Annotated in this window: 22 protein-coding genes; 11 read left to right on the top strand and 11 right to left on the bottom strand. The window is 62.8% G+C overall.

Translation table 11 applies throughout. The annotated features are described in order from the left end of the window. Nucleotide 1 precedes the first annotated feature (1 nt). Genes P0D84_RS12340 through P0D84_RS12330 form a run of 3 tightly spaced genes read left to right on the top strand, consistent with a single transcriptional unit; the run spans nt 2 to nt 4,203 of the window. Nucleotides 2-2,032, top strand: coding sequence for a TadG family pilus assembly protein (locus tag P0D84_RS12340; RefSeq protein WP_408336710.1), 2,031 nt, complete (start codon nt 2-4; stop codon nt 2,030-2,032). A gap of 6 nt (nt 2,033-2,038) precedes the next feature. Next, a complete protein-coding gene (locus tag P0D84_RS12335) occupies nt 2,039-3,430 on the top strand; it encodes a sigma 54-interacting transcriptional regulator (RefSeq protein WP_408336708.1) in 1,392 nt (463 codons plus the stop codon). A 47-nt stretch (nt 3,431-3,477) separates the two neighbouring features. Next, nucleotides 3,478-4,203, top strand: coding sequence for a DUF2968 domain-containing protein (locus P0D84_RS12330; RefSeq protein ID WP_408336706.1), 726 nt, complete (start codon nt 3,478-3,480; stop codon nt 4,201-4,203). Between the two features lie 633 nt (nt 4,204-4,836). On the opposite strand, the gene P0D84_RS12325 is transcribed toward P0D84_RS12330, so the two are convergent. Continuing rightward, complete coding sequence (locus tag P0D84_RS12325) at nt 4,837-5,034, bottom strand: hypothetical protein (RefSeq protein WP_408336704.1); 198 nt, start codon at nt 5,032-5,034, stop codon at nt 4,837-4,839. Between the two features lie 153 nt (nt 5,035-5,187). Further along, nucleotides 5,188-5,376: a hypothetical protein gene (locus P0D84_RS12320; RefSeq protein WP_408336702.1), complete on the bottom strand. Its 189-nt coding sequence runs from the start codon at nt 5,374-5,376 to the stop codon at nt 5,188-5,190. Between the two features lie 12 nt (nt 5,377-5,388). Here P0D84_RS12320 and P0D84_RS12315 point away from each other — a divergent pair, with 12 nt between their 5' ends. Continuing rightward, nucleotides 5,389-5,616, top strand: a complete 228-nt coding sequence (locus tag P0D84_RS12315; RefSeq protein ID WP_408336700.1) for a hypothetical protein — start codon at nt 5,389-5,391, stop codon at nt 5,614-5,616. 20 nt (nt 5,617-5,636) lie between these two features. Here the strand turns inward: P0D84_RS12315 and hfq are convergent, their stop codons facing one another. Next, a complete protein-coding gene (gene hfq, locus P0D84_RS12310) occupies nt 5,637-6,152 on the bottom strand; it encodes an RNA chaperone Hfq (RefSeq protein ID WP_408336698.1) in 516 nt (171 codons plus the stop codon). Between the two features lie 352 nt (nt 6,153-6,504). On the opposite strand from hfq, the gene P0D84_RS12305 reads away from it, so the two are divergent. The 6 genes from P0D84_RS12305 (at nt 6,505) to P0D84_RS12280 (ending at nt 11,271) form a co-directional block, all read left to right on the top strand. Continuing rightward, on the top strand, nt 6,505-6,645 hold the full coding sequence (locus tag P0D84_RS12305) for a hypothetical protein (protein WP_408336696.1): 141 nt from the start codon (nt 6,505-6,507) through the stop codon (nt 6,643-6,645). 15 nt (nt 6,646-6,660) lie between these two features. After that, nucleotides 6,661-7,203 carry a sigma-70 family RNA polymerase sigma factor gene (locus P0D84_RS12300; RefSeq protein WP_408336694.1) on the top strand — a complete coding sequence of 181 codons (543 nt, stop codon included), beginning with the start codon at nt 6,661-6,663 and terminating at the stop codon, nt 7,201-7,203. Next, nucleotides 7,203-8,048 (top strand): anti-sigma factor, encoded by an 846-nt coding sequence (locus tag P0D84_RS12295; protein ID WP_408336692.1) that lies wholly within the window; start codon nt 7,203-7,205, stop codon nt 8,046-8,048. Before P0D84_RS12300 ends, P0D84_RS12295 begins: the two co-directional genes overlap by 1 nt. Before the next feature lie 466 nt (nt 8,049-8,514). Further along, complete coding sequence (locus tag P0D84_RS12290; protein ID WP_408336690.1) at nt 8,515-9,000, top strand: hypothetical protein; 486 nt, start codon at nt 8,515-8,517, stop codon at nt 8,998-9,000. A gap of 228 nt (nt 9,001-9,228) precedes the next feature. Then, on the top strand, nt 9,229-10,806 hold the full coding sequence (locus P0D84_RS12285) for an FAD-binding oxidoreductase (RefSeq protein ID WP_408336688.1): 1,578 nt from the start codon (nt 9,229-9,231) through the stop codon (nt 10,804-10,806). A 48-nt stretch (nt 10,807-10,854) separates the two neighbouring features. Beyond that, nucleotides 10,855-11,271 (top strand): hypothetical protein, encoded by a 417-nt coding sequence (locus tag P0D84_RS12280; RefSeq protein WP_408336685.1) that lies wholly within the window; start codon nt 10,855-10,857, stop codon nt 11,269-11,271. On the opposite strand, the gene P0D84_RS12275 is transcribed toward P0D84_RS12280, so the two are convergent. From P0D84_RS12275 to P0D84_RS12240, 8 genes are all read right to left on the bottom strand, one after another. Continuing rightward, nucleotides 11,268-12,248, bottom strand: coding sequence for a DUF1571 domain-containing protein (locus P0D84_RS12275; protein WP_408339806.1), 981 nt, complete (start codon nt 12,246-12,248; stop codon nt 11,268-11,270). The two genes, P0D84_RS12280 and P0D84_RS12275, sit on opposite strands and share 4 nt — an antisense overlap. A 185-nt stretch (nt 12,249-12,433) precedes the next feature. Further along, a complete protein-coding gene (locus P0D84_RS12270) occupies nt 12,434-14,263 on the bottom strand; it encodes an AMP-binding protein (protein WP_408336682.1) in 1,830 nt (609 codons plus the stop codon). A gap of 55 nt (nt 14,264-14,318) precedes the next feature. Next, entirely contained in the window at nt 14,319-15,620 is a 1,302-nt protein-coding gene (locus P0D84_RS12265; protein ID WP_408336679.1) for an acetyl-CoA C-acetyltransferase, read from the bottom strand. Between the two features lie 201 nt (nt 15,621-15,821). Next, nucleotides 15,822-16,742 carry a MaoC/PaaZ C-terminal domain-containing protein gene (locus P0D84_RS12260; RefSeq protein WP_408336676.1) on the bottom strand — a complete coding sequence of 307 codons (921 nt, stop codon included), beginning with the start codon at nt 16,740-16,742 and terminating at the stop codon, nt 15,822-15,824. A gap of 2 nt (nt 16,743-16,744) precedes the next feature. Continuing rightward, nucleotides 16,745-18,157 carry a 3-oxoacyl-ACP reductase gene (locus tag P0D84_RS12255; RefSeq protein WP_408336673.1) on the bottom strand — a complete coding sequence of 471 codons (1,413 nt, stop codon included), beginning with the start codon at nt 18,155-18,157 and terminating at the stop codon, nt 16,745-16,747. A gap of 147 nt (nt 18,158-18,304) precedes the next feature. Then, nucleotides 18,305-20,803, bottom strand: a complete 2,499-nt coding sequence (locus P0D84_RS12250) for an acyl-CoA dehydrogenase (RefSeq protein ID WP_408336670.1) — start codon at nt 20,801-20,803, stop codon at nt 18,305-18,307. Between the two features lie 328 nt (nt 20,804-21,131). After that, nucleotides 21,132-21,998, bottom strand: a complete 867-nt coding sequence (locus P0D84_RS12245) for a TetR/AcrR family transcriptional regulator (protein WP_408336667.1) — start codon at nt 21,996-21,998, stop codon at nt 21,132-21,134. Nucleotides 21,999-22,355: 357 nt separating this feature from the next. Next, the gene (locus P0D84_RS12240) at nt 22,356-23,576 is read right to left on the bottom strand and encodes an MFS transporter (protein WP_408336665.1); all 1,221 of its coding nucleotides are present in this window, start codon (nt 23,574-23,576) and stop codon (nt 22,356-22,358) included. A gap of 488 nt (nt 23,577-24,064) precedes the next feature. Here P0D84_RS12240 and P0D84_RS12235 point away from each other — a divergent pair, with 488 nt between their 5' ends. After that, entirely contained in the window at nt 24,065-25,396 is a 1,332-nt protein-coding gene (locus P0D84_RS12235) for a chloride channel protein (protein ID WP_408336663.1), read from the top strand. Nucleotides 25,397-25,421 lie beyond the last annotated feature (25 nt).

The following is a 25,421-nucleotide window of genomic DNA, read 5'->3' as shown; positions in this document are numbered from 1 at the left end:
CATGAGCGTCGGCAAGATCAAGCGAGGCTCGCGGCGACGGTCGCTGGCGCGTTCGCGCGGCGTCATCAGCATTATCGGCGCGATTTTCGCGGCGGCGCTGGTGGTTGCGGCGCTGGGCGCGCTGGATGTCGGCAACGTGTTCCTCGCCCGTCGGACCTTGCAGCGCACCGCCGATCTCGCTGCGATTGCCGGCGCGCAGACGATCAACGCGCCGTCCGCCGGCGCACCAGCGGGCGATACCCCCGGATGCTCGGCGGCGAAAGCCGCCGCGAATGCGAGCGCGGCTTCGAATGCATTCGTTAATCCACCCACAGTAGTTTGCGGCCGCTGGGATCCTGCGATGACAGCCGCACCACCGTACTTTGCAAGCGCGGTCGCAACGAACGTTCCGCAGAATGCCGTGCAGGTCACGGTGTCCAGAAATGTGCCGACATTATTCGTCGGTCCAAGCCGCACTCTGGATGCGACGGCGATCGCCAAGGCCACCAATATTGCGTCTTTTTCGCTGTCGACCCAGGCGGCGCAGTTGCAGGGCGGGGTGCTCAATGCCTTGCTGACGCAGACGCTGGGCACATCAGTCAATCTGCAGATAGGCGACTACACCAGTATCCTGGGCGGTCAGATCAAGCTTCTCGATCTGACGAAGCAACTCAACGCGCAGGGCGATATCACGGCGGTCTCCGTTAATACCTTGCTCGGCGCCTCCGTGACGGCCGCGGATCTTCTCAACGCCATGGCGACGGTCCTGTCCAACAGCGGCACGGATGCCGGCGTGTCGGCCGGTACCGCCTTGGGGAAGATCGCCGTGGGCGTATCCGGTTCGACAAAGATCGCCATCAGCACGATCCTGGGCGTCACGCTCGCCAACCCGGACAGTGCGGCGTCGACGTATGTAAATGCGCTCGATCTGCTGACATCCGTGGCCCTCGCGAACGGGACGTCGCAGATCGATTTGACGGCGGCGTTTACAGGGAGCACGGGCCGATTGTCGTCGGGTATCCGTCTGCTGCCGGCGGGGAAGGGGACCAAGGTCAAGTTGGTAGTGGGCACGCCTCCCCAGATCGTGATCGGCGAGGCTGGGCAGGATGCAAATGGAAATTGGCGAACGCAGGCTCATACGGCCGATATCGCCCTGTTCGCCGACCTGTACGTAAGTGTGTTGCCGCCGGCGTTGTCGTCGATTCTGGGGGGGGCTCCGTTGACGTTCGAATTGCCGCTCTACGTGGAGGGTTTTCAGGCGACGGCGCCGCTGGTGTCGACCCAATGCGGCTCGACCCCGGAGTTGACCAATATGAACGTTTCAGTTTCGCCCGGTATTGCCCACGCCATTATCAGCAATGACGTGAAGACTTTGATGGCGAGTACTTCCACGCAGGACTATCTAAACTATATGCATGGTCCTACGTATCAACAGCCTGCCAGTATCCTCACGCTCGCGTTGGGATCGATACCGGTGTTGGGGCCGCTGCTGCCACCCGCTCTTGCGACCGTTTCCTTGTCGATTGGCAGCGCACCGAATGGCAGCGGCACGCCGACGCAAGGGTTTTCATTAAGTGTGCAGCCGCCCGCTTCGCAATCCCTGACATTCGAAGGTGTCGGGAGCCTCAACGCATTCCAGCCTACGAGTGGGCAGGCCAACTCGAATCAGATCGGGGCGCAGGCCGGCGATTTGCTCGGACAGCTCATTACCGCGCTTTCACCGCAGTCGGCAGCTTTGTATGCGACGCTGGGCACTCAGACCTATCCGCTGTCTACCCTTGATCTGGGGAGCCTGCTGAAGCCGGTATTATCCGCGGCGCTGGGTGGCCCGTTCGGATCCTTCCTGGGGATGAACTTGAGCGCGATCCTCAATACCGTGCTGGCGCCGATTACGACCGTGCTCACGGGCCTCACGACCACGTTGTTGCAGCCGCTGCTGACCTCGTTCGACACACTCATCGTGCCGTTACTGCAATTGCTTGGCGTGCAGATCGGTATCGCCACAGTCCATGCCATCTCGCTGCAATGCGGCGAAGCTCAATTGGTTCAATAACATCCAATGAGAACGACCACCAAAATCGAGGAACTCGATATCTACGTCTGGGAGGGCAAGGCCGACATCGTCGACCGGGTCGCGCGCTGCATGGCGAGCTTCGATGTCGAAGTGATCCGCGCGGACGATATCGCGATCTCGCCTGAACGGACCGCGCTGCGGCCATCGCTTGCGATCATCAGCGTCTCGGTGATCGACAGCGGCGCGCTGCTCATGCGCGACTGGCAGGCCGCGCACGGCATTCCCGTCGTGTGGGTAGGCGCCGCGCCGCGTGACCATGACCCGAAGACTTACCCGTCCGACTATTCGCATATCCTGCCGCTCGACTTCACCTGCGCCGAATTGCGCGGCATGGTCATGAAGCTGGTGTTGCAACTGCGCGCGCACAGCGCCAAGACGCACGAGTCGGACGCGATGATCGCCAACTCGGAGTGCATGCAGGCGTTGCTGCACGAAGTCGACACGTTTGCCGACTGCGACACGAGCGTGCTGGTGCATGGCGAAACCGGTGTCGGCAAGGAGCGCATCGCGCAACTGCTGCACGAAAAACATACTCGCTACGGCCAGGGGCCGTTCGTCGCGGTGAACTGCGGTGCGATTCCGGACGGTCTGTTCGAATCCCTGTTCTTCGGCCACTCGAAAGGCTCGTTCACCGGCGCGGTGGTGGCGCACAAAGGTTACTTCGAGCAGGCCGACGGCGGCACGCTGTTCCTCGACGAAATTGGCGATCTGCCGCTCTACCAGCAGGTCAAGCTGCTGCGCGTGCTGGAAGACAGCGCGGTCACGCGAATCGGCTCGGCGACGCCCGTGAAGCTGGACTTCAGGTTGGTGGCGGCGACCAACAAGCATCTGCCGCAACTGGTGAAAGAGGGCGCCTTCCGCGCCGATCTTTACTATCGGCTTGCGGTGATCGAGTTGAAGATTCCGTCACTGGAAGAGCGGGGCGCTGTCGACAAGATTGCGATCTTCAAGGCATTCATTGCGCAGATCGTCGGCAGCGAGCGGCTTGCGGTTTTGCCGGACCTGCCGTACTGGCTCGCCGACGCGGTGGCCGACACCTACTTCCCCGGCAATGTGCGCGAACTGCGCAACCTGGCCGAGCGGATCGGCGTGACGGTACGGCAGATCGGTGCGTGGGACGCTGTGCGCCTGCAGCGGCTGCTCGCGCTGGCTCGCACCAGCCAGCCGGTGCCGGCCGAAAGCGCGGCCGAGGTGCTGGTGGATCGCAGCAAATGGGACATGGCCGAACGCAACCGCGTGCTGGCCGCGCTCGACGCAAACGGTTGGCGCCGCCAGGATACGGCGCTCTATCTGGGCATCAGCCGGAAGGTTTTGTGGGAGAAGATGCGCAAGTACCAAATTTTTGACGAAGAGCCCGAAACACGCGAAAGTGAGTAATAATGAGATGGTTGTACTAAAACAAAATCTGTTCAAGCAGGATTTACATGGACCGAAAGTCGAAACTACGGCAGATTGCCCTGGCTGCAATCGTCGCGATGGGGGCCGTGCAGGGCGTGAATGCGCAGACTCTGCCGGATAACGGGTCGAACGCTGGTGTCGTTTCCCAGCCGGGCACGACGACGGCTTTGCCGGCCAATACAGTGGCTGGACAGTCAGGACAAACGCAGACGGGCGCATTGACGCCGGACGAAGCGAAGCAGTCTGCCGCGGGCAATGTTGCGGAATTGCAGCAGATGATTCACGGCTCGGATCTGAGCGAATTGCGCACGACGTACAACGGCAGCTACGGTGCGAGCTTGCTGTTTTACGGCAAGGAGATGACCTACTACGTGGCGTTGTTCCAGCAGAAGAACTTCTGGCGCGTCATCAAGACGCAGGACGCTGCGCGTGCCGACATGATCTACAAGGATTTTGTGCGTCAGACGGTGCAACTGTCGGACGTCGAGATACGCCGCACGCAGTTGGAAGCGCAGAAGGCGTTCACGGATCGGATGATTGCATTGTCGCAGGACCGAGCCAACCGCTTGCAGGCCGACCTGGACGTTGCGCATCAGCAGCAGACCATTGTTGCGAATCAGCAGCAACAGACCCGTGCCGAGGCCACGGCGCTGGCGCAGCAGAAGGCTGCCGCCCAGGACCAGTTGCGCGCCGCGCAACGCCAGGTCCGCGAACTGCAGCGTCAACTGGAAACTGGCCTGCCGTTGCATTGAGCGCGATGGACGGAAGATGGATGGGCGGAGCGGCTCTAAAAGTGCCGCCCGACCCACTGACCGTACGAGTCGTTGTAGTAATGCAAGTCACTTCTCCCGGCGACACGAAGCCAAGTCGCACTGCGTAAAGCCTCGCAGTACAGGACCTCGCGGCACAAAACCCAGCGGCACAAAGCGCAGCGGCACAAAGCCCAGCGGCACAAGCCGAGCGGTACAAGCCCAGCGGTACAAAGCCTGTGGCACAAAAGCCCGCAATACAAAGCCTGTGGGAAGCCACGTTGCTGCCTGAGGGGGGCGCCCTTTATGCCTGCTGGTTTCCTTGGCATACCCATCCGCGAAGCACGTAGTGCGGAGTGGGAGCTGATGAGCGCGTTGTCACTGGCGCTGAATGTGCGAGAACACGGATTCCAGATGCACCACTGCTGCGACTGTGCGGGGGACCCGCTTATGGGCTGGCGGTGTGAGCCGCTTTCTTTTGCCTATCTTTTCTTTGCGGCCGGCAAAGAAAAGTAGGTGCCGCCCCGCACAGGGGCAACGCTAATAGACCACTAAGAAAACAAGTAAAGGCCAACGCCGCGCGCAACCAGCCCAAAAAAAAGTCACCACACGAGGCAAAAAACCCAGCCCCAAGACTTAATGCGGCTTCTTCGCCTCTGAAGGCTCCGCTTCTGGTGTCGAGTGGGAGGGTTCAGTCATATCGACGGCGATGGGATCACTGGCGGGAAAGCTTTCTTCGAGAGCCTCATCGAGCCGGCTTTCTGCGGACTGGGCGGACTGGGCGGCCTGCGCCGCTTGTTTATCCTGGGGTGCCTGATGCTTCTGCTTGGTCATGACATGCTCCGTTAGAAGAAAGCTGACAGTCCAGCATAGCGCAAAGCGGGCGACCTGAGCATTGGCCGAACGGCTTGGGCTCTCACGCCGTAAGCATTTCCTTCAGAGCCAAGACCCAAATCGCAAAACCCCAAAATCCAGATCAGAAACCCATCAACAAAAAACAAAAATTAAAACCACCCCGCATAAAGTCGTCTTCGGAGTGTCGCCAGAAAAAATAAACAGCATGCGCAGATCGGCAGCCCCGCTGGCAAAGCCGACAGGAAGCCGTGAACCGGCAACGTCCAGCCCGGGAGAGGAGAGGACCAAACAAAACAAAACAAAACCACCGAAGAACAACAAGGCACCACCGACATGGACCAAAAAACCCCTGCCCGCGCGCAGCGCTTCACTGCCTCCCACGTAGTGGAAGCCGAACTGGAACATCTGGATTGGGCGACACGGCAACCAGCGCTGCGCATGCTGGACGCCGTGTACTGGCGGCGCCGCGTGCTGGCGGTCAAATGTGGATTCGAGCTGACGGACTTGCAGGTGATGCGACTGGAGAAGATTCTGCAGCGACTCGGCCACCCGTCGGAGTAGCCGGCCGCTGCGGCGGCGGTTTATTCGTTGCCGCCGCTGCTGCCACCGCCGGTGCCACCATTGCCGCCATGATTGCCGCCACCATGGTTGCCACCGTCGCCACCACCCGTGCCGAACAGACGCCGACGGCGCGTGACGACCACCGGCCCGTCGGACGTGCTGCCGCTACGATCGGACGCAGGGCGATCCGAGGCCGGCGCGCCATACGACTCGCGCGGTTCACGCGGTTCGCGCGGCTCACGGTGGTCGCGCGGTTCACGCGAACCGTGCGGGCCACGCGTGGTGTGTTCGCCGTGCGAAGGCCGCCCGGCGCGCGGCGCCGGACGTGTGCCGGTGTCGAGCTGGATCGTCGAGATCGCGCGCTTGTAGATGCCTTGCAGGCCGACAGGCGTGCGCAGCATCACCAGATACTGATCGAACGACTCGATGCACCCTGTCAGGCGAATGCCGTTGACAAGGTAGATCTCGACGCGCTTTCGTTCTTTGCGCGCAGCGTTCATGAAGTCGTTTTGCGGATGCGATTCTGCGGAAGCCATGGACAATTCAGGTTAGGAAGACGGTGGTTCGCCGCGATTCTACCCTGTGTGGAGGTGGAACGCGTCAGCGGACAAACTGCGTCCACTATAACGGCTTGCGCGGACATAAGCATCTGATAACTTTTGACTGTAACGTTGAGTTACGAATCTGCGGACGAATTGCGCTTTCTTCGGCCACGTTCGGGCGCTCGCGGTGCGAATGGCGGAAAAAGATAGCGCATACCGGCGCGTGCGTGGAATAAATCCCGGCCTGCTCACGTTAAGTCAGACATGGCAGCGCTGCATATCGCACGTGGCCGGTCGGCCCTCCCGGTCCGCATGAACGGGCCGGGCGCTCATCAGGAGACTCACCATGAAAGTATCCCGCATTCTTTCCGCCGCGTTCGTGCTGCTGGCGCTCGCGTTGGGCTCGTTCGCAATGAGCGGCTGCACCTCCGGGACCGACAGCGGCGCGTCGAGCACCAGCGGTGGCAGCAGCAGCGGCGGCTACTGAGCGTTGCCACGCCGGGTGAATTTCGAAGCAGAAGTCATTTCGTTGCTTCCGCAGTTGCGCCGCTATGCGCGCGCACTGACGGGCGACCGCGCCTGGGCCGACGATCTCGTGCAAGATACGGCGGAGCGCGCGCTCGCGCGTTGGGCGGCGTTTCGTCCGAACAGCAACCTGCGCGCGTGGCTCCTCACGATCCTGCGGCACCTTTACATCGATCAGTTGCGCGGCCGCCGCGAGATCGCCGTCGACGAGGAAAGCGCGCCGTGGCGCAATCTCGAAGCGCCGCACGGCGAGGTCGACGGTCTGATGCTGCGCGATCTTCAGCGCGCGCTGTATTGTTTGCCCGTCGAACAACGGGAAGTACTGCTGCTCATTTGCGTGGAGGAGTTGTCTTATCAGGAAGCGTCGAAGGCGCTCGGCGTGCCGATCGGCACGGTGATGTCGCGGCTGTCGCGCGCGCGCGAACACATGCGGGTGCTGATGACCGAAGGGCCGGTTGAAGGGGGCGCTGGGGGACTGGCGCGTAAAGTCCCGCCGCTGAAAGTAGTGAGAAATCCGTGATGAATAACGACCACGATACCAGCTTGCCTGAGGGGCTCGATCTGCGAGTGCTGTCGGCGTTCGTCGACGACGAGTTGACGCCCGCGGAGCGCGCGGCGATCGAGACGCAACTGGCACACCAGCCGCAGGCTGCCGCGAGAGTGGCCGCGTGGCGCGCGCAGAAAGCGGGGCTGCAGGCGCTGTGTGGCGCGCCACAGCGCAACGAGCGCAGCGGGAGCGCCGGGCAGAGCGACGCGGATGAGCCGGCCTTCATCGTGGTGCGGCGGCCGGCGCCGGCGTGGCAACGCATGGGCCTCGCGGCGTGCTGGCTTGCGCTCGGCGCGGGCCTCGCGCTTGCGTTGGGGCCGCTCGCGCCGCGCCTGACGGGCGGCGCGTGGAACGGTCTGGGCGGCCAGCCGCCGAGCTTTGCCGAGCGCGCCGACATCGCCTACGCGGTGTACACGCCCGAACAGCGTCATCCCGTGGAAGTCGCCGCGAGCGAGGAAGAGCATCTGATCAACTGGCTGTCCAAGCGCTTGAACCGGCCGTTGTCGGTGCCGTCGTTGCAGGAATACGGGTACTCGCTGGTGGGGGGGCGTTTGTTGCCCGGGGAGGCGGGGCCGGCCGCGCAGTTCATGTACGAGAATCGCAGCGGCGCGCGCCTCACGCTGTATATCACTGGCATTTCGCGCGACGAAACCGCGTTCCGCCTGTTCCGCGACGGCAACCGCCGCACCTTCTACTGGGTTAGCGACCGCATGGGTTACGCGTTGTCCGGGCCGATTGCGGAAGGCAAGCTGCGCTCGATTGCTGTCGACGTGTGCAGCGCGCTCGGCGGCAAACCGGAGACGTGGCAGGAGCGCTGACGGCACGGCGAGTACGGCAGGGCGGATAAGCCGAGAAGCCCGAGAAGCCGCGGAAGCCCGAGAAGCCGCAGAAGCCCGAGAAGCCGCAGAAGCCGCAGAAGCCGCAGAAGCCGCAGAAGCCGCAGAAGCCGCAGAAGCCGCAGAAGCCGCAGAAGCCGCAGAAGCCGCAGAAGCCGCAGAAGCCGCAGAAGCCGCAGAAGCCGCAGAAGCCGCAGAGGCACTTAGACATGCCAGGCGACGGCCACCGGGCCGGCTGCAACACGCGGTAACAGAAACGCATCGCGCTCGCGGGTGGCCTTCGGAATAGCGTCGCGCGGCGCTTCGTTTACTCGTCGCAGGATCATGTTGTCCGGCCGGGCATGCGCGCCGGACGAGATGGTCTCGTGCGAGGCAAACCGACGGGGTCTTCACGGTGTCGACCCGCTTTTTGCAGGTCGCAACGCCGGCGCGTCGAGGCAGCAAAATCATGCTTACTTTTCATCAGTTCGGCATCGGGCTGTATTCCGGCGTAGCGTGTCTATGCCTGTGCGCCGGCTGTGCGGCGCCGGTCGAGGCGCAATCGGACGCGAATGCGCCGTTGATCGACGCCTCGACGTGCCGCTTTGTCGTGGGTGAGGCGGAAATCGACGGCGTCATGCAGCAGATCGGCGGCCGCGCTTGCCTGCAGCCGGACGGCAGCTGGCAGATCGTCGACGACGATGCCGCAGCGCTAGCCCTGGCACCGGCGCCCATCTACTACTACGATCCATGGTACTGGGGGCCGCCGGTGTTTTTCGGTGCCGGCGTGTCGGTTGTCTTCGTCGACCGTTTTCATCACTTTCATCACATGGATCATGTGCGCTATGGGCACGGATCGTATGGAATGGGTGGGCGCGGCGGCTGGCATGGTACGTCGATGCATACATGGGGCGGCATGTCGCACGGCGGCGGTGGCGGTGGAATGCGCCGCTAGCTTGCCGCCGCTCTTGTCTGTGCCGTAGAGAAGCGACCTTGATACGCAGCTTGCCCGCAGCCGTAGAGAAGCGATCTTGATACGCAGCTTGCCCGCAGCCGTAGAGAAGCGATCTTGACACGCAGCTTGCCCGCAGCCGTAGAGAAGCGATCTTGATACGCAGCTTGCCCGCAGCCGTAGAGGAACGAACTTGACACGCAGCTTGCCAGCAGCCATAAAGGAGCAGCTTTGACACGCAGCTTGCCGCCGAAAGTTTCCGCCGCCGATTTCGACCACGCGCTCGCCGGCTGGCGCGCAGTTGTCGGTGAGCCGCAGGTGGTGACGTCGGCCGCGGGGCTCGCTGCGTACCTGGATCCGTTCGCGCCCGGCGAGCGTGCAGCGTTTTCCGCGTCCGCCGCGCTGCTGCCCGCTTCCGTCGACGAGATTCGCGCGGTGTTGCGGATTGCCAATCAATTTCGGATTCCGTTGTGGACGGTCTCGACCGGACGCAACTTCGCGTACGGCGGGGCCGCGCCGCGGCTGCCGGGTTCAGTGGTGCTGGATCTGCAACGGATGAACCGCATCATCGAAGTGAACGAGACGCTCGCCTACGCGCTGGTCGAACCAGGCGTCAGTTACTTCGATCTGTACGCGCATCTGCGTGAGAAAGGCTACAAGCTCTGGGTCGATCCGCCCGCGGCGGGGTGGGGCAGCGTAGTCGGCAATACGCTCGAGCGTGGCTTCGGCTACACCGCGTATGGCGATCATGCCGCGACGCAGTGTGGCATGGAAGTGGTGCTCGCCAACGGCGACGTGCTGCGCACCGGAATGGGCGCTATCGAAATCGGCACTGCGTGGCAGCTCTATCAGCCGGGTTACGGGCCTTCGTTCGATGCGATGTTCATGCAGTCGAATTACGGCATCGTCACCAAGCTCGGCGTGTGGTTGATGCCTGCGCCGCCTGCCTATCTGCTGGGCGAAATCCAGTTTCAGCATGAAGAGGATCTCGAAACGATCGTCGATATCTTGCGACCGTTGCGGCTCGATGAAACGATCCGCAATCACGCGGTGATCGAAGGCGGTTTGCGCCGGGCTGCGGGATTGTCGGCACGTCGGCAGTGGTACGAAGGCAAAGGCGCGATGCCCGAAAGCGCGGTGGCGGCAATGCTCGACAAGCTGAACGTCGGCCGCTGGAATCTGCATTTCGCGCTATATGGCACGCCTGAATTGATCGACGCACGCTACGCGATCGTGCAGCGCGCTTTCGCGCGTGTGCCGAAGGCGAAACTTTCGGCGGCGCGTTATACGGGTGATGCGCAACCCACAGCGGGCGGCGATCGCAACCTGGCCGGCATCCCGGCGATGAGCGCGTTTCGCATGCTCGACTGGCGCGGCGGCGCGGGCGCGCATGTGGACTTCGCGCCGCTGTGCCCGGCGACCGGCCGCGACGCGCAGCGCCAATATACGATGGTGAAGGCGCGCGCGGCGGAATACGGGTTCGATTACTACGGCGGTTTTACGGCGGGCGTGCGTCATCTGCATCACATCTTCGCGGCGATCTTCGATCGCGACGACGCCAATCAGGTCGAACAGGCCGGCGCTTTACTCCGTTCGCTGATGAGCGATGCGCGCGCGGCGGGTTACGGTGAATATCGCGCGCATCTCGCGTATATGGATTTCGCCGCGGCGCAGTACAGTTTCAACGACGGCGCATTGCTGCGGCTCTCGGAAACGATCAAGGACGCGCTCGACCCGAACGGTATTCTCGCGCCGGGCAAGCAGGGGATCTGGCCGGCAGCGTGGCGCGACCGGCGGGGTTATACGTGAGGGCGCGTGACCCGAATGCCGCGCATCATCTAATGACGTGATGAACCCATGGACCGACGCACTTTCGTCATAACCAGCGCATGGCTTTCGACCGCCGCAGGTGGGGCGTGGCCGTGGCTCGCGCAGGCAGCCGCTCGCCGCGACACGCTCGCCGTGATCGACTCCACGCTTGCGGGCGGCCCGGCATTTTCCGACTACGTCGCCAGTATGAAGCTGCCAGCCTTCGAAACCGGCGACGACATCGGCGTGCTCTGGTACAGCACGCTTGCGCCGCGTCTCAGACAGACGCCCGCACAAGCGCCGGCGTCGCTGATCGGCCTCACACGCGTATCCGATTACTTCGTGCTCAGAGAGCTAGCCACCCGCGTAGGCCGTATGGTCGAACACAGCCACGAGCAGGGCACGGGGCCGGGCGCGCAGGTCGCGCATGTCGCCTTCGCGCTGACGCCGCGCCTTGTGCGCTAGAACTTATAAGCCTTGTTCTTTGGATCGAAGGTCGAGTCGTCGAACGTTTTCGGCGTGATGCTTTCGAAGACGATCTTCTCGAAGATCCTGCCGTCATTGTCATAAGACTCGACGGTGCGGAAATACGGATGCCGCAGATCCAGCCCGAGCGTTTCTTTCTTCGCGTAGAACTGCGGCTGGCCGGTCGGCGTTTCGAAGGTGAAGGTGACTACGCGCACCCCGTCGATCGTTTGGACTTCCACCTGGGTCGAGCGCGGCAAGCCGGCTTCGATATATTTCCTGCCTTCGGAAAGGTATTGATTGGCAATGTACTCGGTACCGAGATCGCGCACCTGATGGTTCGATTGCGCGCGGGCAAGGGCGCCGTTCAGCGAGGTCCACAGCGGCATCACATTCATGATGCCGCCGAGGTGGCCATACATTTCGTCGGTGCGTTTGGACTCGTCGTAGATGATTTCCTGACCGGCATGCGCGCCATCGGGCAGCCACTTCAGGTAGATCCGCAGCGGGTCGTGCGCGATGCGCCCCAGCATGTGATCGGGCTTGTCGGGCCACTGGCCGTGAATGCGTTCCGAGCGTGCCATGGTGAACTCGTACGATGGAAAACCGTTCGGCCCCTCCTTGATGTAACGCGGCAAAGCAAGCGGATCGAGCGACTGGAACAGCGCGACCAGTTGCGCGTCGTCGAGCTTCTCCATTGCGCCGCTTTGTTGCGCGGCGCGCAACCATTTGACCTGCTGATCCAGCGTGAGCTTGCCGACCTGCGAGGACGGCGTGGTAGGCGCCTTGACGGCGCTCGCGGTGTCGAGTGCGGGCGGTGTGTCGTCGTTTTGCGCGAAAGCCGCTGGCGTTGCCGTCGCCGCGACGCTGGCTACCAGCGCGCCGATAAGAAGTCCGCGCGATGAAATCGCCCGCAATGAAGCTGTCAGGGACGCGCTCAACGTTGCAGTCTCCGGCGAAAAACGGGCGAGACGCATGAAGGCCGGCGAGCGGTTTGAGCCGCTCAACCGGGGCAAGCGGCTCAAGCGGCACAAGCGGCTCAAGCGGCACAAGCTACCCAAGCTACCCAAGCTACCCAAGCTACCCAAGCGTGCGGACATGCTGTGCTTCATGAAGCTCTCCGAAAGGATGGCGCAAGGCATGGTGTCGAGCGCCCTGCCTGTCAGGCAGGTTTTTGCTTCGCGAGTTCCTCGTCGCGCAGCGCGCGGCGCAGAATCTTGCCGACGTTGGTTTGCGGCAACTCATCGCGGAACTCGACGAGCTTCGGCACCTTATACCCCGTGAGGTTCTTGCGGCAGTGGGCGATCACCTGTTCGGCGCTCAGCGCCGGATTGCGCTTGACGATGAATACTTTTACCCGTTCGCCTTGCGCCGCGTCGGGCACTCCGATTGCTGCGACTTCGCGCACGTCCGGAAGCGCTGCGATCACGTCTTCGATTTCGTTCGGATAGACGTTGAAGCCCGACACCAGGATCATGTCCTTCTTTCGGTCGATCAGGCGGATGAAGCCACGCGAATCCATCACGCCGATGTCGCCGGTGGCGAGCCAGCCATCGTCGTCGATCACCTTGGCGGTTTCGTCCGGACGATTCCAGTAGCCTTTCATCACCTGTGGACCCTTCACGCACAGTTCGCCGGCTTCGCCGATGTTCGCCCACGTGCCGTCGTCTTTCCTGAAGCGCACTTGTGTGGACGGCGCGGGCAAACCGATCGAGCCTTCGAAGTCGCGCAGATGGGTCAGGTCCACCGGATTCATCGACACGATCGGCGAGCACTCGGTCAGCCCGTAGCCTTCGATGATCGGTTTGCCGGTGACCGCCTTGAAACGATCCGCGACCGACTTCTGCGTGGCCATGCCACCCGCCATGGCGAGCTTCAGGTCAGAGAAGTCGCGCTTGCAGAACTCCTCGTTGTCGAGGAACGCGTTGTAGAGCGTGTTCACCGCCGTCATGCCGGTGAATTTCTCGTGCCGGATGATCATCATCACGCGCTTCATGTCGCGTGGATTGGCGATCAGGATGTTGCGTCCGCCGAGTCCCATGAAGATCAGCGCGTTCACGGTCAGCGAATAGATGTGGTACAGCGGCAGCGGCGTAAGCACCGTTTCGATGTCGCCGCTCAGTTGGCCCTCGGACCACGCCTTCGCCTGCAACAGGTTGGCGATGATGTTTCTGTGCGTGAGCATCGCGCCTTTGGCTACGCCAGTGGTGCCGCCGGTGTACTGCAGGAAGGCAATGTCGTTGTGAGTGGGGCGCACGGGCGTCAAGGGCCGCGTGTAGCCGATCGAGAGCGCTTCGAGCAGCGGCACGGCTTTCGGCAGGTTATATTCCGGCACCATCTTCTTCACATGGCGCAGCATGAAATTGAGCAGACGTCCCTTCAGATTCAGACCATCGGCGAGCAGATCGCCGAGCCCGGTCACGATGACGTTCTGCACCTTGGTGCCCGGCAACGCATCTTCAACGGTCTTCGCGAAGTTCTCGAACACGATGATGGTTTGCGCGCCGCTGTCCTTCAGTTGATGCGCGAGCTCGCGCACCGTGTAGAGCGGATTCACGTTGACCACCACGCCGCCCGCCTTCAGCACGCCAAACAGCGACACAGGATACTGGAACGTATTCGGCAGCATGATCGCGACGCGCTCGCCGGGCTTCACGCCGATGCTTTGCAGATACGCGGCAAATGCGGTCGCTTTACGGCCGAGTTCGCCATACGTCAGGTTCGCGCCGACGCTGACATACGCGACGCGTTCGCGAAACTGCGCGATGCATTCGTCGAAGAACTGCACGATGGATTCGTACCGGTTGACGTCGATTTCGTGCGGTACGTCGGCCGGATAGGACGCATACCAGATGCCGTCGGTCCTGGGCGTCTGAGTTATAGCCCGCTCAGGCGCTTGACCAGGCGTCTGAGCGGGCGCCTGGCCCGCTTCATTCGCGGGCGGTGTGGATCCGGCGGCGGGCGAGAGCGGGGTTTGCGTGGGCTGGGTCATTGGTCCTCTCCTGAAGCCGTGGCTTCGTATGGTTGTGTGCTGGTCTTGCAGGCAGTCAGCGTTCGAGAATCGCCACCACGCCCTGGCCGCCCGCCGCGCAGATCGAGATCAGCCCGCGCGCGGTGCCGGGCGGTTTGCCGAGTTGCGCGAGCATTTTCGCGAGTCCGGCGACGATGCGGCCGCCCGTGGCGGCAAACGGATGGCCAGTGGCGAGCGAGCTGCCGTTCACATTCAATTTTGCCCGATCGATCGCGCCGAGCGGCCCATTCATTCCGAGCTGCGTGCGGCAATACTCGTCATCCTGCCACGCCGCGAGCGTGCACAACACTTGCGCGGCGAAGGCTTCGTGAATCTCGTACAGATCGAAGTCCTGCAACGTGAGCCCCGCGCGGGCCAGCATACGCGGCACGGCGTAGGCGGGCGCCATCAGCAGGCCTTCTTTCTTGTCGAAAAAGTCGACGGCGGCGGTTTCGGACCAGCTCAGATACGCCAGCACCGGCAAACCGTGTCTGGCGGCCCAGGCATCGCTCGCGAGCAACACGGCGGAAGCGCCATCCGTCAGTGGCGTCGAATTGCCCGCAGTCAGCGTGCCCGCGTCGCGATCGAATGCCGGCTTCAAACCGGCGAGTTTTTCGAGCGTCAGGTCGGCGCGCAGATTGTTGTCGCGCGCAAGGCCACGGTATGGCGTCATCAGATCGTTGACGAAGCCGCGCGCATACGCCTCGCTGAGCTTGCGGTGACTGTCGTAAGCCAGCACGTCCTGCGCTTCACGCGAGATGTTCCAGCGCTTGGCCATCAGTTCGCAATGCTCGCCCATTGAAAGTCCGGTACGCGGTTCGCCGTTGCGCGGCAACAGCGGTTTGAAAAACATGCCGGGCCGCAGTTTGGTCAGCGCACCGACACGTTGGCCGGTGCTCTTGCCGCGATTTGCTTCGAGCAGGATCTTGCGCATGCGCTCGTTGACGCCGATAGGCGCATCGGATGTCGTATCGACACCGCCCGCGATGCCCACTTCGATCTGCCCGAGCGCGATCTTGTTGGCGACCAGAATGGCCGCTTCCAACCCGGTGCCGCAGGCCTGCTGCACATCGTAGGCGGGCGTTTCCCGGGCGACTGTGGTGGACAGCACGGATTCGCGCGTCAGGTTGAAATCGCGCGAATGCTTGATGACGGCGCCGGCCGCCACTTCGCCCAGGCGTTCGCCATGCAGGTTGTAGCGGTCGATCAGGCCTTGCAGCGTGAAAGTCAGCATGTCCTGGTTCGACGCGGTCGCGTAGGCGGTGTTCGAGCGGGCAAACGGAATCCGGTTGCCGCCGATGATGGCGACGCGGCGCACGGCGGGCAGCGGGTTGGACATGCTCGGCTCCTTTGGGTCGATCCCTGGTTATTGATCTGCTTATTGACCTCTCATTGACCTTCTCATTGACCTTATCAATGAACGGTGCGAATGGTGATCAATGTGTCTTTTACATTCGGCTTCGCGTTTGTCTTCGTTCTGGCTCAACAACGATTGGCAGACGGCTCCCATTCCAGGCGATAACGAAAGCACGCGCGCGCCTCACAGCAGCCTCCACTGCATGCGCCCGCGCAAATGCGGTTTTTCTCCGGTGATATCGCGTACCTCGAGGTCGCGCTCGATCAGCGAAGGCGACGCGCTCCACAGCGACGCTTCGCCCGGCAGCAACATCGGCAGCTTGAATTCGGCGGAGAGCGCGGCCTCGGCGAGCGGTTTCGGCGGTTGCAGCGCGGCGGCGGCGCGCGCCAGCGTCCACATGCCATGCGCAATGGCGCGCGGAAAGCCGAATGCTTTCGCGGATAGCGTGCTCAGGTGAATCGGGTTGTAGTCGCCGGACACGCGCGCGTAGTCGCGGCCCAGTTGCGGCGGCAGCTGCCAGCGCGAGATGCGCTGCAGCAGGTCTCTCCCGAGCTCCAGCGGATCGAGCGGACTGCCGGTCGCCGGCACGCCGCGTTTCAGATAGACGCTTTCGCCGTCCCAGACCGCTTCGCCGCGCCGGTACATGCGGGTATGCAGTACGAACGCCTGGCCCTTGTCGTGCCGCAGCAGCGCGCCGAACTCCACCTCGACGCGCAACAGGTCCCTGTAGGCGAGCGGACGACGCAGCCGCACATGGTTTGCCAGATGCACGAGGCCGAGCGCCGGCCACGGAAACGCCGGGTCGGTCAGCATCAGAAGATGCAGCGGGAAGGCGAGCAGATGCGGATACGTGAGCGGCACGCCGTGTTCGGGAATGAAGCCGCAGACCCGCGAATAACGCGAAATCGCTCCGGGGTCGAGCACCACGGCGGGGCGCACCAGGCGCAACGGCGGCAGGTGTGTATCGCGCCCGCGTTTGACGATGCCGGACAACGCGCGCGCGTACAGCTTCGCCGGCGCGGGCAACTGCTCGATGACGACAGTCTTCGGACGGCCCGCGCTCGCTGCGTGACCACTGCGGAACGGCTCACCCGGCTCACCCATACTCACGCTCCAATCAGGCTTTGCCCGCACACGCGCACCACCTGGCCGCTGACGCCCGCCGATCCCGGATGCGCGAGCCACCCGATGGTCTGAGCGACATCCACCGGCTGGCCGCCCTGGCTCATCGAATTCATCCGGCGCCCGGCTTCGCGGATGGTCAGCGGAATCTTCGCGGTCATCTGCGTTTCGATGAAGCCGGGCGCGACCGCGTTGATGGTGATGCTGCGTGCACGCAGATACGGTGCCATGCTTTGCACCCGGCCGATCACACCGGCTTTCGAGGTGGCGTAATTGGTCTGGCCGAGATTGCCGGCCATGCCGCTGATCGACGACACGCCGATGATGCGGCCGCCGTCGCGCAAGATGCCGGCCGCGAGCAGGGCGTCGTCGATCCGTTCCTGCGCGGACAGGTTGATGTCGATCACGCTTTGCCACGCGGCATCGGTCATCTTTGCGATGGTCTTGTCCCTGGTGATGCCCGCGTTGTGCACGACGATATCCACACCTTGTTCGTCGAGCGCCGCGGCGATCTGCGCGGGCGCTTCGGGCGCGGCGATGTCGAAGGCGAGGGTGGTGCCGTTCAACTGGCGCATCGTCGCATCGAGCGCGTCGCGGGCCGACGGGATGTCGATGCCGATGACGTGCGCGCCTTCAGCGGCGAGCACGCTCGCAATCGAAGCGCCGATGCCGCGCGCCGCGCCGGTGACCACCGCACGCCGGCCCGCCAGCGGCTGGTTCCAGTCGAACGCCGGCAAGGCGTCGGCACCGGCGCGCACGCCGATGCGCACCACCTGGCCCGACACATACGCGGAGCGCGGCGATAGAAAAAATCGCAACGTCGCCTCAATGCCGTTCTCGGCGCCCTGTTCCACGTAGACCAGATTCGCAGTAATGCCGCGTCGCGCTTCCTTGCCGAGCGAACGCGTCAGGCCTTCGAGCGCGCGCTGCGCGGTCCATTGGCGTGGCGTCGCGCAGGTTTCCGGCGGACGCCCCAGCACGATGATGCGGCCGCACTTGCCGAGCGAGCGCAAGGTGTCGTGGAAGAAGCCATGCAGCGGTTCGAGCTGGCTGCTGTCCTCGATACCGCTCGCATCGAACAGCAGCGCGGTGAGCTTGCCATGCGAACCGGACTCCGCCGGTTCGAAACGGCCTGTCATCAGACCATGGCGATTCGCAAGCGGCACCCACAGCCCGGCGCTTTCGTGTGCCACGCTGGTCACGCCGATGCTGTTGACGAGATTCGCGAGCGCGTCGAGCAGATACGGTTCGCGGCCCGCGCCGATCGCGATCAGGCCGCCGAACTCAGGCTGGTCGGCGCGATAGCGGCGCAGTACCTCGGGCCTCGGTAAGCCTAGCGAGCGCGCGAGGCGCGCGCCGAACGGCGAATTGACGAAGTTCAGGTAAGAGTCGTTCATATTGTTCGTTGCTCCGCTGGCCACGTCCGGAGGATGTCCCCCGCTCCGAAGGAAGTCCCGTTGGGGATTGGGGGCTCGGACGTGTGTCAGTGTGCACCCAGTTTGGGGCATCGGGAGGTGCCCCGCCTGGATGTTTTTTCAAGGCGCTCAGGCCGCGAGCTCCAACGCTTTTTCGAGCGCGTCCTTGCGCTGTTGCAAGTTGGCGAGCATGTCGAAGTCGGCCGGGAAGTCGTCGACCTTCACGACCTCCGCGCCATAGCGCGCATAGTCGTCGAGCACGCGACGATCGTCGGCGTCGATCAGGCCTTTCTGCTGCGCCGCTTCGGTCCACGCCGCCAATTGCGGCAGGCTCTGCGGCATGGGTTCGAGCAGCCCTTGTTTGACCGCTTCGCGCAGCTTCTGCTCGATTTGCGTGAAGCGCGGGTTCAGCTCGAACACGAGCTCGCCGTAACCCAACGCATCGACATCCGGATGCGGCACATACGAGTCGGACACGAGGCGCTCGCGCGCCGCGCCCGGCGTTTGCATCAGCTCCGCGATCTCGGTGCCGAGGCGATCGGACGGCTCGCGATAGGGCAGGCCGAACGGGAATGCGAGAACACGCACGAGACCCGCGGCGAGGCGGTTCGGGTAATTCGCGAGCACCCCGTCGAGCGCGTGTTGCGCCTTGTACAGCGAATCTTCGACGCCCCAGCGCACCAGCGGCAAATCTTCTTCCTGCCGGCCTTCGTCTTCGAAACGCTTGAGTGTCGCGGAGATCAGATAGAGCTGCGAGAGCACGTCGCCCAGACGTCCGGAAATGCGTTCACGCCGTTTCAGATCGCCGCCGAGCACGAACATGGAGACGTCGGCGAGCAACGCGAATGCAGTCGAGAGGCGGGTCGCCGCGCTGTAGTACGACAGCAGCGGCGCGTAGGCCATGCGCGGCCTGGCGATGAACGCGCCGCCCGTGATGCCGTAAACGAAACCGCGCACCGCGTTGGAGAGCGTGAAGCTGACGTGACCAAAAAAGGCCGCATCGAAATCGCGCAGCGCGCGGGCGCGATCCGTTTCGCGCGTGGCCGCCATTTCCTTCAGCACATACGGATGACAGCGAATCGCACCCTGACCGAAGATGATCAGGCAACGCGTGAGAATGTTCGCGCCTTCCACGGTGATCGCGATGGGCACCTGCTGATAGGCGCGCGCGAGAAAATTCGACGGCCCCATGCAAATGCCCTTGCCGGCGGCGATGTCCATGCCGTCGTTGATGACCATGCGGGCGCGTTCGGTGATGTGATACTTCGCGATCGCCGAAATCACCGACGGTTTCTCGCCGAGGTCCACCGCATGCGCGGACAAACGGCGCGCGGCATCCATCACGTAGAGATTGCCGCCCATGCGGCCAAGCGCTTCCTGCACGCCCTCGAATTTGCCGACGGCGGTGCGGAACTGACGGCGAATCGCGGCATAGGCGCCGGTGCCGCGCACGGCGATCTTCGCCATCCCCACATTCGACGACGGCAGCGAAATCGCCCGGCCGGCAGCGAGACATTCCATCAGCATGCGCCAGCCGTTGCCGACTTGCGCGCGGCCGCCGATCACCCAGTCGAGCGGAATGAAGACGTCTTTGCCCGAATTCGGGCCGTTCTGGAATACCGCGTTCAGCGGCCAGTGACGGCGGCCGATGTTGACCCCCGGATGGTCGGTCGGAATCAGCGCGCAGGTGATGCCGGGTGCGTCATTCGAGCCGAGCAGATGGTCCGGATCGAGGGCGCGGAACGCCAGCCCGAGCACGGTCGCGATCGGTCCGAGCGTGATGTAGCGTTTGTCCCATGTGACACGAAAGCCGAGCGTCTCGCGGCCTTCGAACGTGCCCTTGCAGACGATGCCGACGTCGGGGATCGCCGCCGCATCCGAACCGGCGTACGGACTCGTCAACGCGAAGCAGGGGATCTCATCGCCACGCGCGAGGCGCGGCAGATAGTGGTTCTTCTGCTCTTCGGTGCCGTAGTGCATCAGCAACTCGGCCGGGCCGAGCGAGTTCGGCACCATCACCGAAACGGCGGCGGCCGAGCAGCGCGTGGCGAGCTTCATGATGACCTGCGAATGCGCGTAAGCGGAGAACTGCTTGCCGCCGTACTGCTTCGGAATGATCATGCCGAGAAAGCCGCGTTCCTTGATGTACTGCCAGGTTTTCGGCGACAGGTCTTGCCACACCATGGTGGTTTCCCAATCGTTCGCGAGATCGCACAGGTGCTCGCATTCGACATCGAGAAACGACTGTTCTTCCGCGGTGAGCGTGGCCGGTCCGTAGCCGAGCAGCGTGTCCCAATGCGGGCGCCCGGAGAACAGTTGGGCGTCCCACCAGACCGTGCCGGCTTCGATCGCGTCGCGCTCGGTCGGCGACATCTCGGGCAGGATTGTGCGGAAGATGTCGAGCACCGGCTTCGTGAGCCACGCGCGGCGCAGCGGCTTGATCGTGAGGACGAGGGCGGGGAGGACGAAGACGATCGCGAGTAACGTTGTCGCCACCGCACCCGCTGCTCCACTGAGATGTGCGGCCGCCACCCAGACGATCATGAAGGCAAGCCACCATGAGGCGCGCGCCTGCACATAGACGAGCGCCAGAGCGGCAATGACGAGTAGCAGGATGAACCACGGCATGACGTTTCCTCCTGTTTCGATGGTGCGTGCGAACGCATCCACGGGTCGCGGACGGCTCGCGTTCTGTCGATCTTCTACTGGCAGTGTTGCTGTAAGCCGCGTGCTCGGTGCGCTCTCGAGGCGCCTTTGGGCCGCGCTTTTCAGTCGCGTTTTCAGTGGCTCTTGGACGGCTTTCGAGTCGCGCCTCTTTCGCTGTTCGTGTCGTGTCTGCAGTTCGACTGCGTGACGTTGTCCAGGTGCGGGACGTAGACGTGTTGCTCGGGTAGGCGGTATTCATGATGCTTGCACGCGGACGGCCTGTAGTAGCGCCGCCCGCGCCGGCTCCTGTTCAGGCCGTGCCGTGCAACGCGGGCTGAAACGCACACGCCTCCATATTGCCACCGCGGCGTTCACCGTCCGAGACTGCCGGCGACGACGATTCAAACGCGCCTGAACCCTGCTGCGTACCCGCAGCAGGGTTCAGGCCTTCCACCTGAGCTTCCGGGCCGCTCTCGGTGGCGTCGCCCAGCACGGCCGCGAACGTGGCCAGTTGCGAGCCGTCGGGCAGCGGTGCCTTCAGTGCGGCCACCATCAATGAAGCGAGACGTGCGATCAGTTGCAGGTCGTTCATCGACTTACCCTGCGAGAACTCGGAAATCAGGCTGTCGGTATCGGTGCCGGCCAACACCCCGGACAGTGCGCCGATCGCGAAGTGCAGACGCCAGCCGAGTTCTTCACGCGGCAGATGCGGCAGCGCACGCTGGAACGCATCGAAAAAGCGCACGGCCACCGACGCGTAATGCGCATTCAGAAAGTCCCGAATGAATGCCGACGGATCCGTATAAGCACGGCCCAGCAGGCGCAGAAAAGCCTTGCCGCCGACGCGCGGTTCGCGCGACAGCCGCAGCGCGGGAATGAACATGGCGCCGAGCACGTGCTCGCAGGTCAGACGCGCGCCGAGCATGTGGTCGAAGCGGTCGAGCAGCTTGAGCCGCTCCTGGTTGAGCCGGTCGAGCCGGCGCGACAGCATCGAATGAATCAGCGATTCCTTGCTGCCGAAGTGATAGTTGACCGCCGCGAGATTCACTTCGGCACGCGAAGTAATCTGGCGCAGGGACATGGCCTCATAGCCGCAGTCGATGAAGAGAGTTTCAGCGGCGTCGAGGATGCGGGACTTCGTGTCGCCGGCATGCCGGCCTGTTGTGCGAACTGCCATTTTGCGTCTCCCAGTTGCCGGGCATCCGGCCCGCAAACATGCGATTCAAATGACTATTTGAAACAGCCGTTTTTTTCAGGATAAAGAAGGATCAGGACTGCGATCAAGGGTTCGATGTGGACTAACTCCTCTAGAAGACCTGACGAAGGTCCGTCTTTCCAATGCGCGCGGGCGCGTCAAACCGCGCGGAAATAAAAAAGGCCGTTCCGATCGAAATCGGAACGGCCTCGTATTGCCAGTTACCTGTTTTGGCCCTGCGTTTGCGGTGTTCCCGCGTTGTTTTGCGGCGGTTCGAACCGCCTTTGCCGCTATTGTGCCCGATAACTCGCTGGCGAAATAGCCGTTTAGTTCGAACGCTTAAAGCTGTGCCGCGACCTGCTTCGCCGACTGCGTCATGTCGATGCCGCGGCGTTCGCGGCTAAACGGAATCAGCGCGGCGATCACCACCGCCACGATACCGATCACCACGGCCATGATCAGCGCGTAGTTGTTGCCGTGCGCTTCGGCGGCGCTCGCTTGCAGCGGGCCGTTCACCGACGCGATCAGATTGCCGAGCTGATACACGAGGCCCGGGAACGTCGCGCGAATTTCATCGGGCGAGATTTCGTTCAGGTGCACCGGGATCACACCCCACGCGCCTTGCACGGAGATCTGCATCAGGAACGCGCCGACGGCGAGCAGCACCGGTGTGGACGAGAAAGCCCACAGCGGCAGCACCGGCAATGCGATCAAGGCGGCGATGAAGATCGCGCGCTTGCGGCCGATCCTCTCCGACATGTAGCCGAAGAACAGACCGCCGCAGATCGCGCCGATGTTCAGCGTGATCGTGATCAACGACACCGTATGCGCATCGAAACCATGCTGCACGCGCAGGAAGGTCGGATACAGATCCTGCGAACCGTGCGAGAAAAAGTTGAACGCGGTCATCAGCACGATCGAGTAGAGCGACAGCCCGACGTTCTGCTTCAGCGTGGCGATGAGACCCGGACGCGCTTTCTTTTCGAGCGTCTTGAAGGCCGGCGACTCCGGCACGTGCGCACGCACATACAGCACGAGCAACGCCGGCAGCACGCCGACGAAGAACATGCCACGCCAGCCGATGTATTGATAGAAGACGCCGAACACGATCGAGGCGAGCAGATAGCCACTCGGATAACCGGCCTGCAGAAGACCCGAGACGATGCCGCGCGATTTCGGCGGTACGGTTTCCATCGTCAGTGCGCCGCCTACTCCCCATTCGCCGCCCATCGCGATGCCGAACAGGGCGCGCAGCACGAGCAGGGTGGCGAGGTTGGGCGAAAAGCCGGACAGCAGTTCCAGCAGCGAGAAGCACGCGATGTTGACCATCAGCGTGGGACGACGGCCGTATTTGTCGGCAAGCCAGCCGAAAATCAATGCGCCGACCGGACGCATCACCAGGGTCAGCATAATGCCGAAGGCAACCTCGGGAATTTTTGTATTGAACTCCGCCGCGATATCTTTCAATACAAACACCATTAGAAAGAAATCGAATGCATCCAGGGTCCAGCCTAGATAGGCGGCGATCGTGACGTTTCTCTGTTCCCGTGTCCAGCTCATTGATTGTTCTCCTGAGTCTTCAATAACCCGTGTTTGACGACGGGTGGCTCTACAGCCCTGTACGCCCCGTGGTACGGACTTCGAGCGAGTGTACGCCGAGCGTTAAGCGCTTGCATGAATGAACCCCCGTTTATCCGTATTAATACCTGGAACGAATTCCGGTGAAAATCTCAATGCATGGCAAATGTCGGCTTAATGTAATTATTGTATTAATGGTGTTTGATTTATTGTTTGTTATTTGTAATGTTTATTTCATGTCTGCGGATGGAAATCCGGTCAATGTGACTTGCAATGTTTGGGTATCGGTAGCGGCGACACTCGCGCGGTTCGCGCATGTGTGCAGGTATCACTGCGGCTCGCCAAGGGAGGTCGTGTCGGCAATATATGCGTATACCGCATTAGTCGAGCAGAAAAATCAATTGGATTCATGTTGCGGCGCAGAATAAGATGGCGGCTATCTTTATTAATGTCGCTTGCGTTACCGCACCATGTCATTCAAATCAATCACTTCGGAGCCTGTTCGCCGCGGGCAGCGTCCACTGGCGGTGCTGGCCGCAGTCACTTTGCTGACCGGCGTCGGCGCCGGTTTCGGCGGTATGTTGCTCGCCTTGCTGCTGCACAGCATCCAGCATCTCGCATACGGCTATAGCGTGGCGCATGTCATCAGCAGCGAGAGTTTTCTGCAAGGTGTCACCGATGCCGAGCCTGAGCGGCGTGTGTTGGTTCTGACGATTTGCGGACTGGTGGCAGGACTCGGCTGGTGGTTGCTGTATCGCTTCGGGCGGCCGCTCGTGAGCATTCGCCAGGCCGTCAAATCGGACGATCCGCGTATGCCCTTGCTGAGCACGACCGTGCATGCGTTGCTGCAGATCGTGACGGTCGCGCTGGGCTCGCCGCTCGGGCGCGAAGTGGCGCCGCGCGAGATCGGCTCGATGCTGGCCGGATGGTTGTCGCATCGCGCTGGGCTATCGGTCGAGCAGAGCCGGATCATGGTTGCGTGTGGTGCGGGCGCGGGTCTGGCCGCCGTCTACAACGTACCGCTCGGCGGCGCGGTGTTCGTGCTCGAGGTTCTGTTGGGTACGTTTGGCTGGAAGGCCGTGGTGCCGGCCGTGGTGACCTCCGCGGTGGCGGCGCTGGTCGCGCAGGCCGGTCTGGGCAACGAGCATCAGTATCTGGTGCCGCCGTTGACGGTGAGTACGTCGCTGCTGGTGTGGGCCGTAGTGTGCGGGCCGATCTTCGGTGTTGCGGCGTGGGGTTTTACGGAGATCACGAAGCGCGCGCGCGCGGATGCGCCGAAGGATTGGCGTTTGCCGGTGTTGTCGCTGTTGAACTTCGCGATCATCGGCGTGCTGGCGATGCATTTTCCGCAGTTGCTCGGCAATGGCAAAGGACCTGCGACACTGGCGTTCGACGGCGACCTGACGATGAGTCTCGCGGCGATGTTGCTGGTGCTGAAGGTGGTGATTACCGCGAGTAGTCTGCGCGCGGGCGCTGAAGGCGGTCTGTTGACACCCGGGCTTGCCAATGGCGCGTTGCTGGCGATCGTACTTGGCGGCGTCTGGAGTCTGTTTTGGCCCGGGGCTTCGTTCGGCGCTTTTGCTGTTGTCGGCGCGACGGCGTTTCTGGCCGCATCGATGCAGATGCCGATTACGGCTGTTGTTCTCGTTTTCGAATTTACGCGGGTGAGCCACGATTTTCTGATCCCGGTTTTGTTCGCCGTCGGCGGTGCCGTGTTGAGTTATCAGGGATGCGTCAAGTGGGCGCCGGCGCTGCAGTTTGGTTCTGGCTTCAATTGGAGTGGCGCGGGCAAGGCTCGATAAGACTTTTGCCCTGGCGGCGACCTTC

Source organism: Paraburkholderia sp. RL17-337-BIB-A (assembly GCF_046025895.1).
In the GTDB taxonomy this organism is placed as follows: domain Bacteria; phylum Pseudomonadota; class Gammaproteobacteria; order Burkholderiales; family Burkholderiaceae; genus Paraburkholderia; species Paraburkholderia fungorum_C.
The sequence above is the reverse complement of the archived record's forward strand: the minus strand, read 5'-3'. Positions and strand labels throughout refer to the sequence as shown.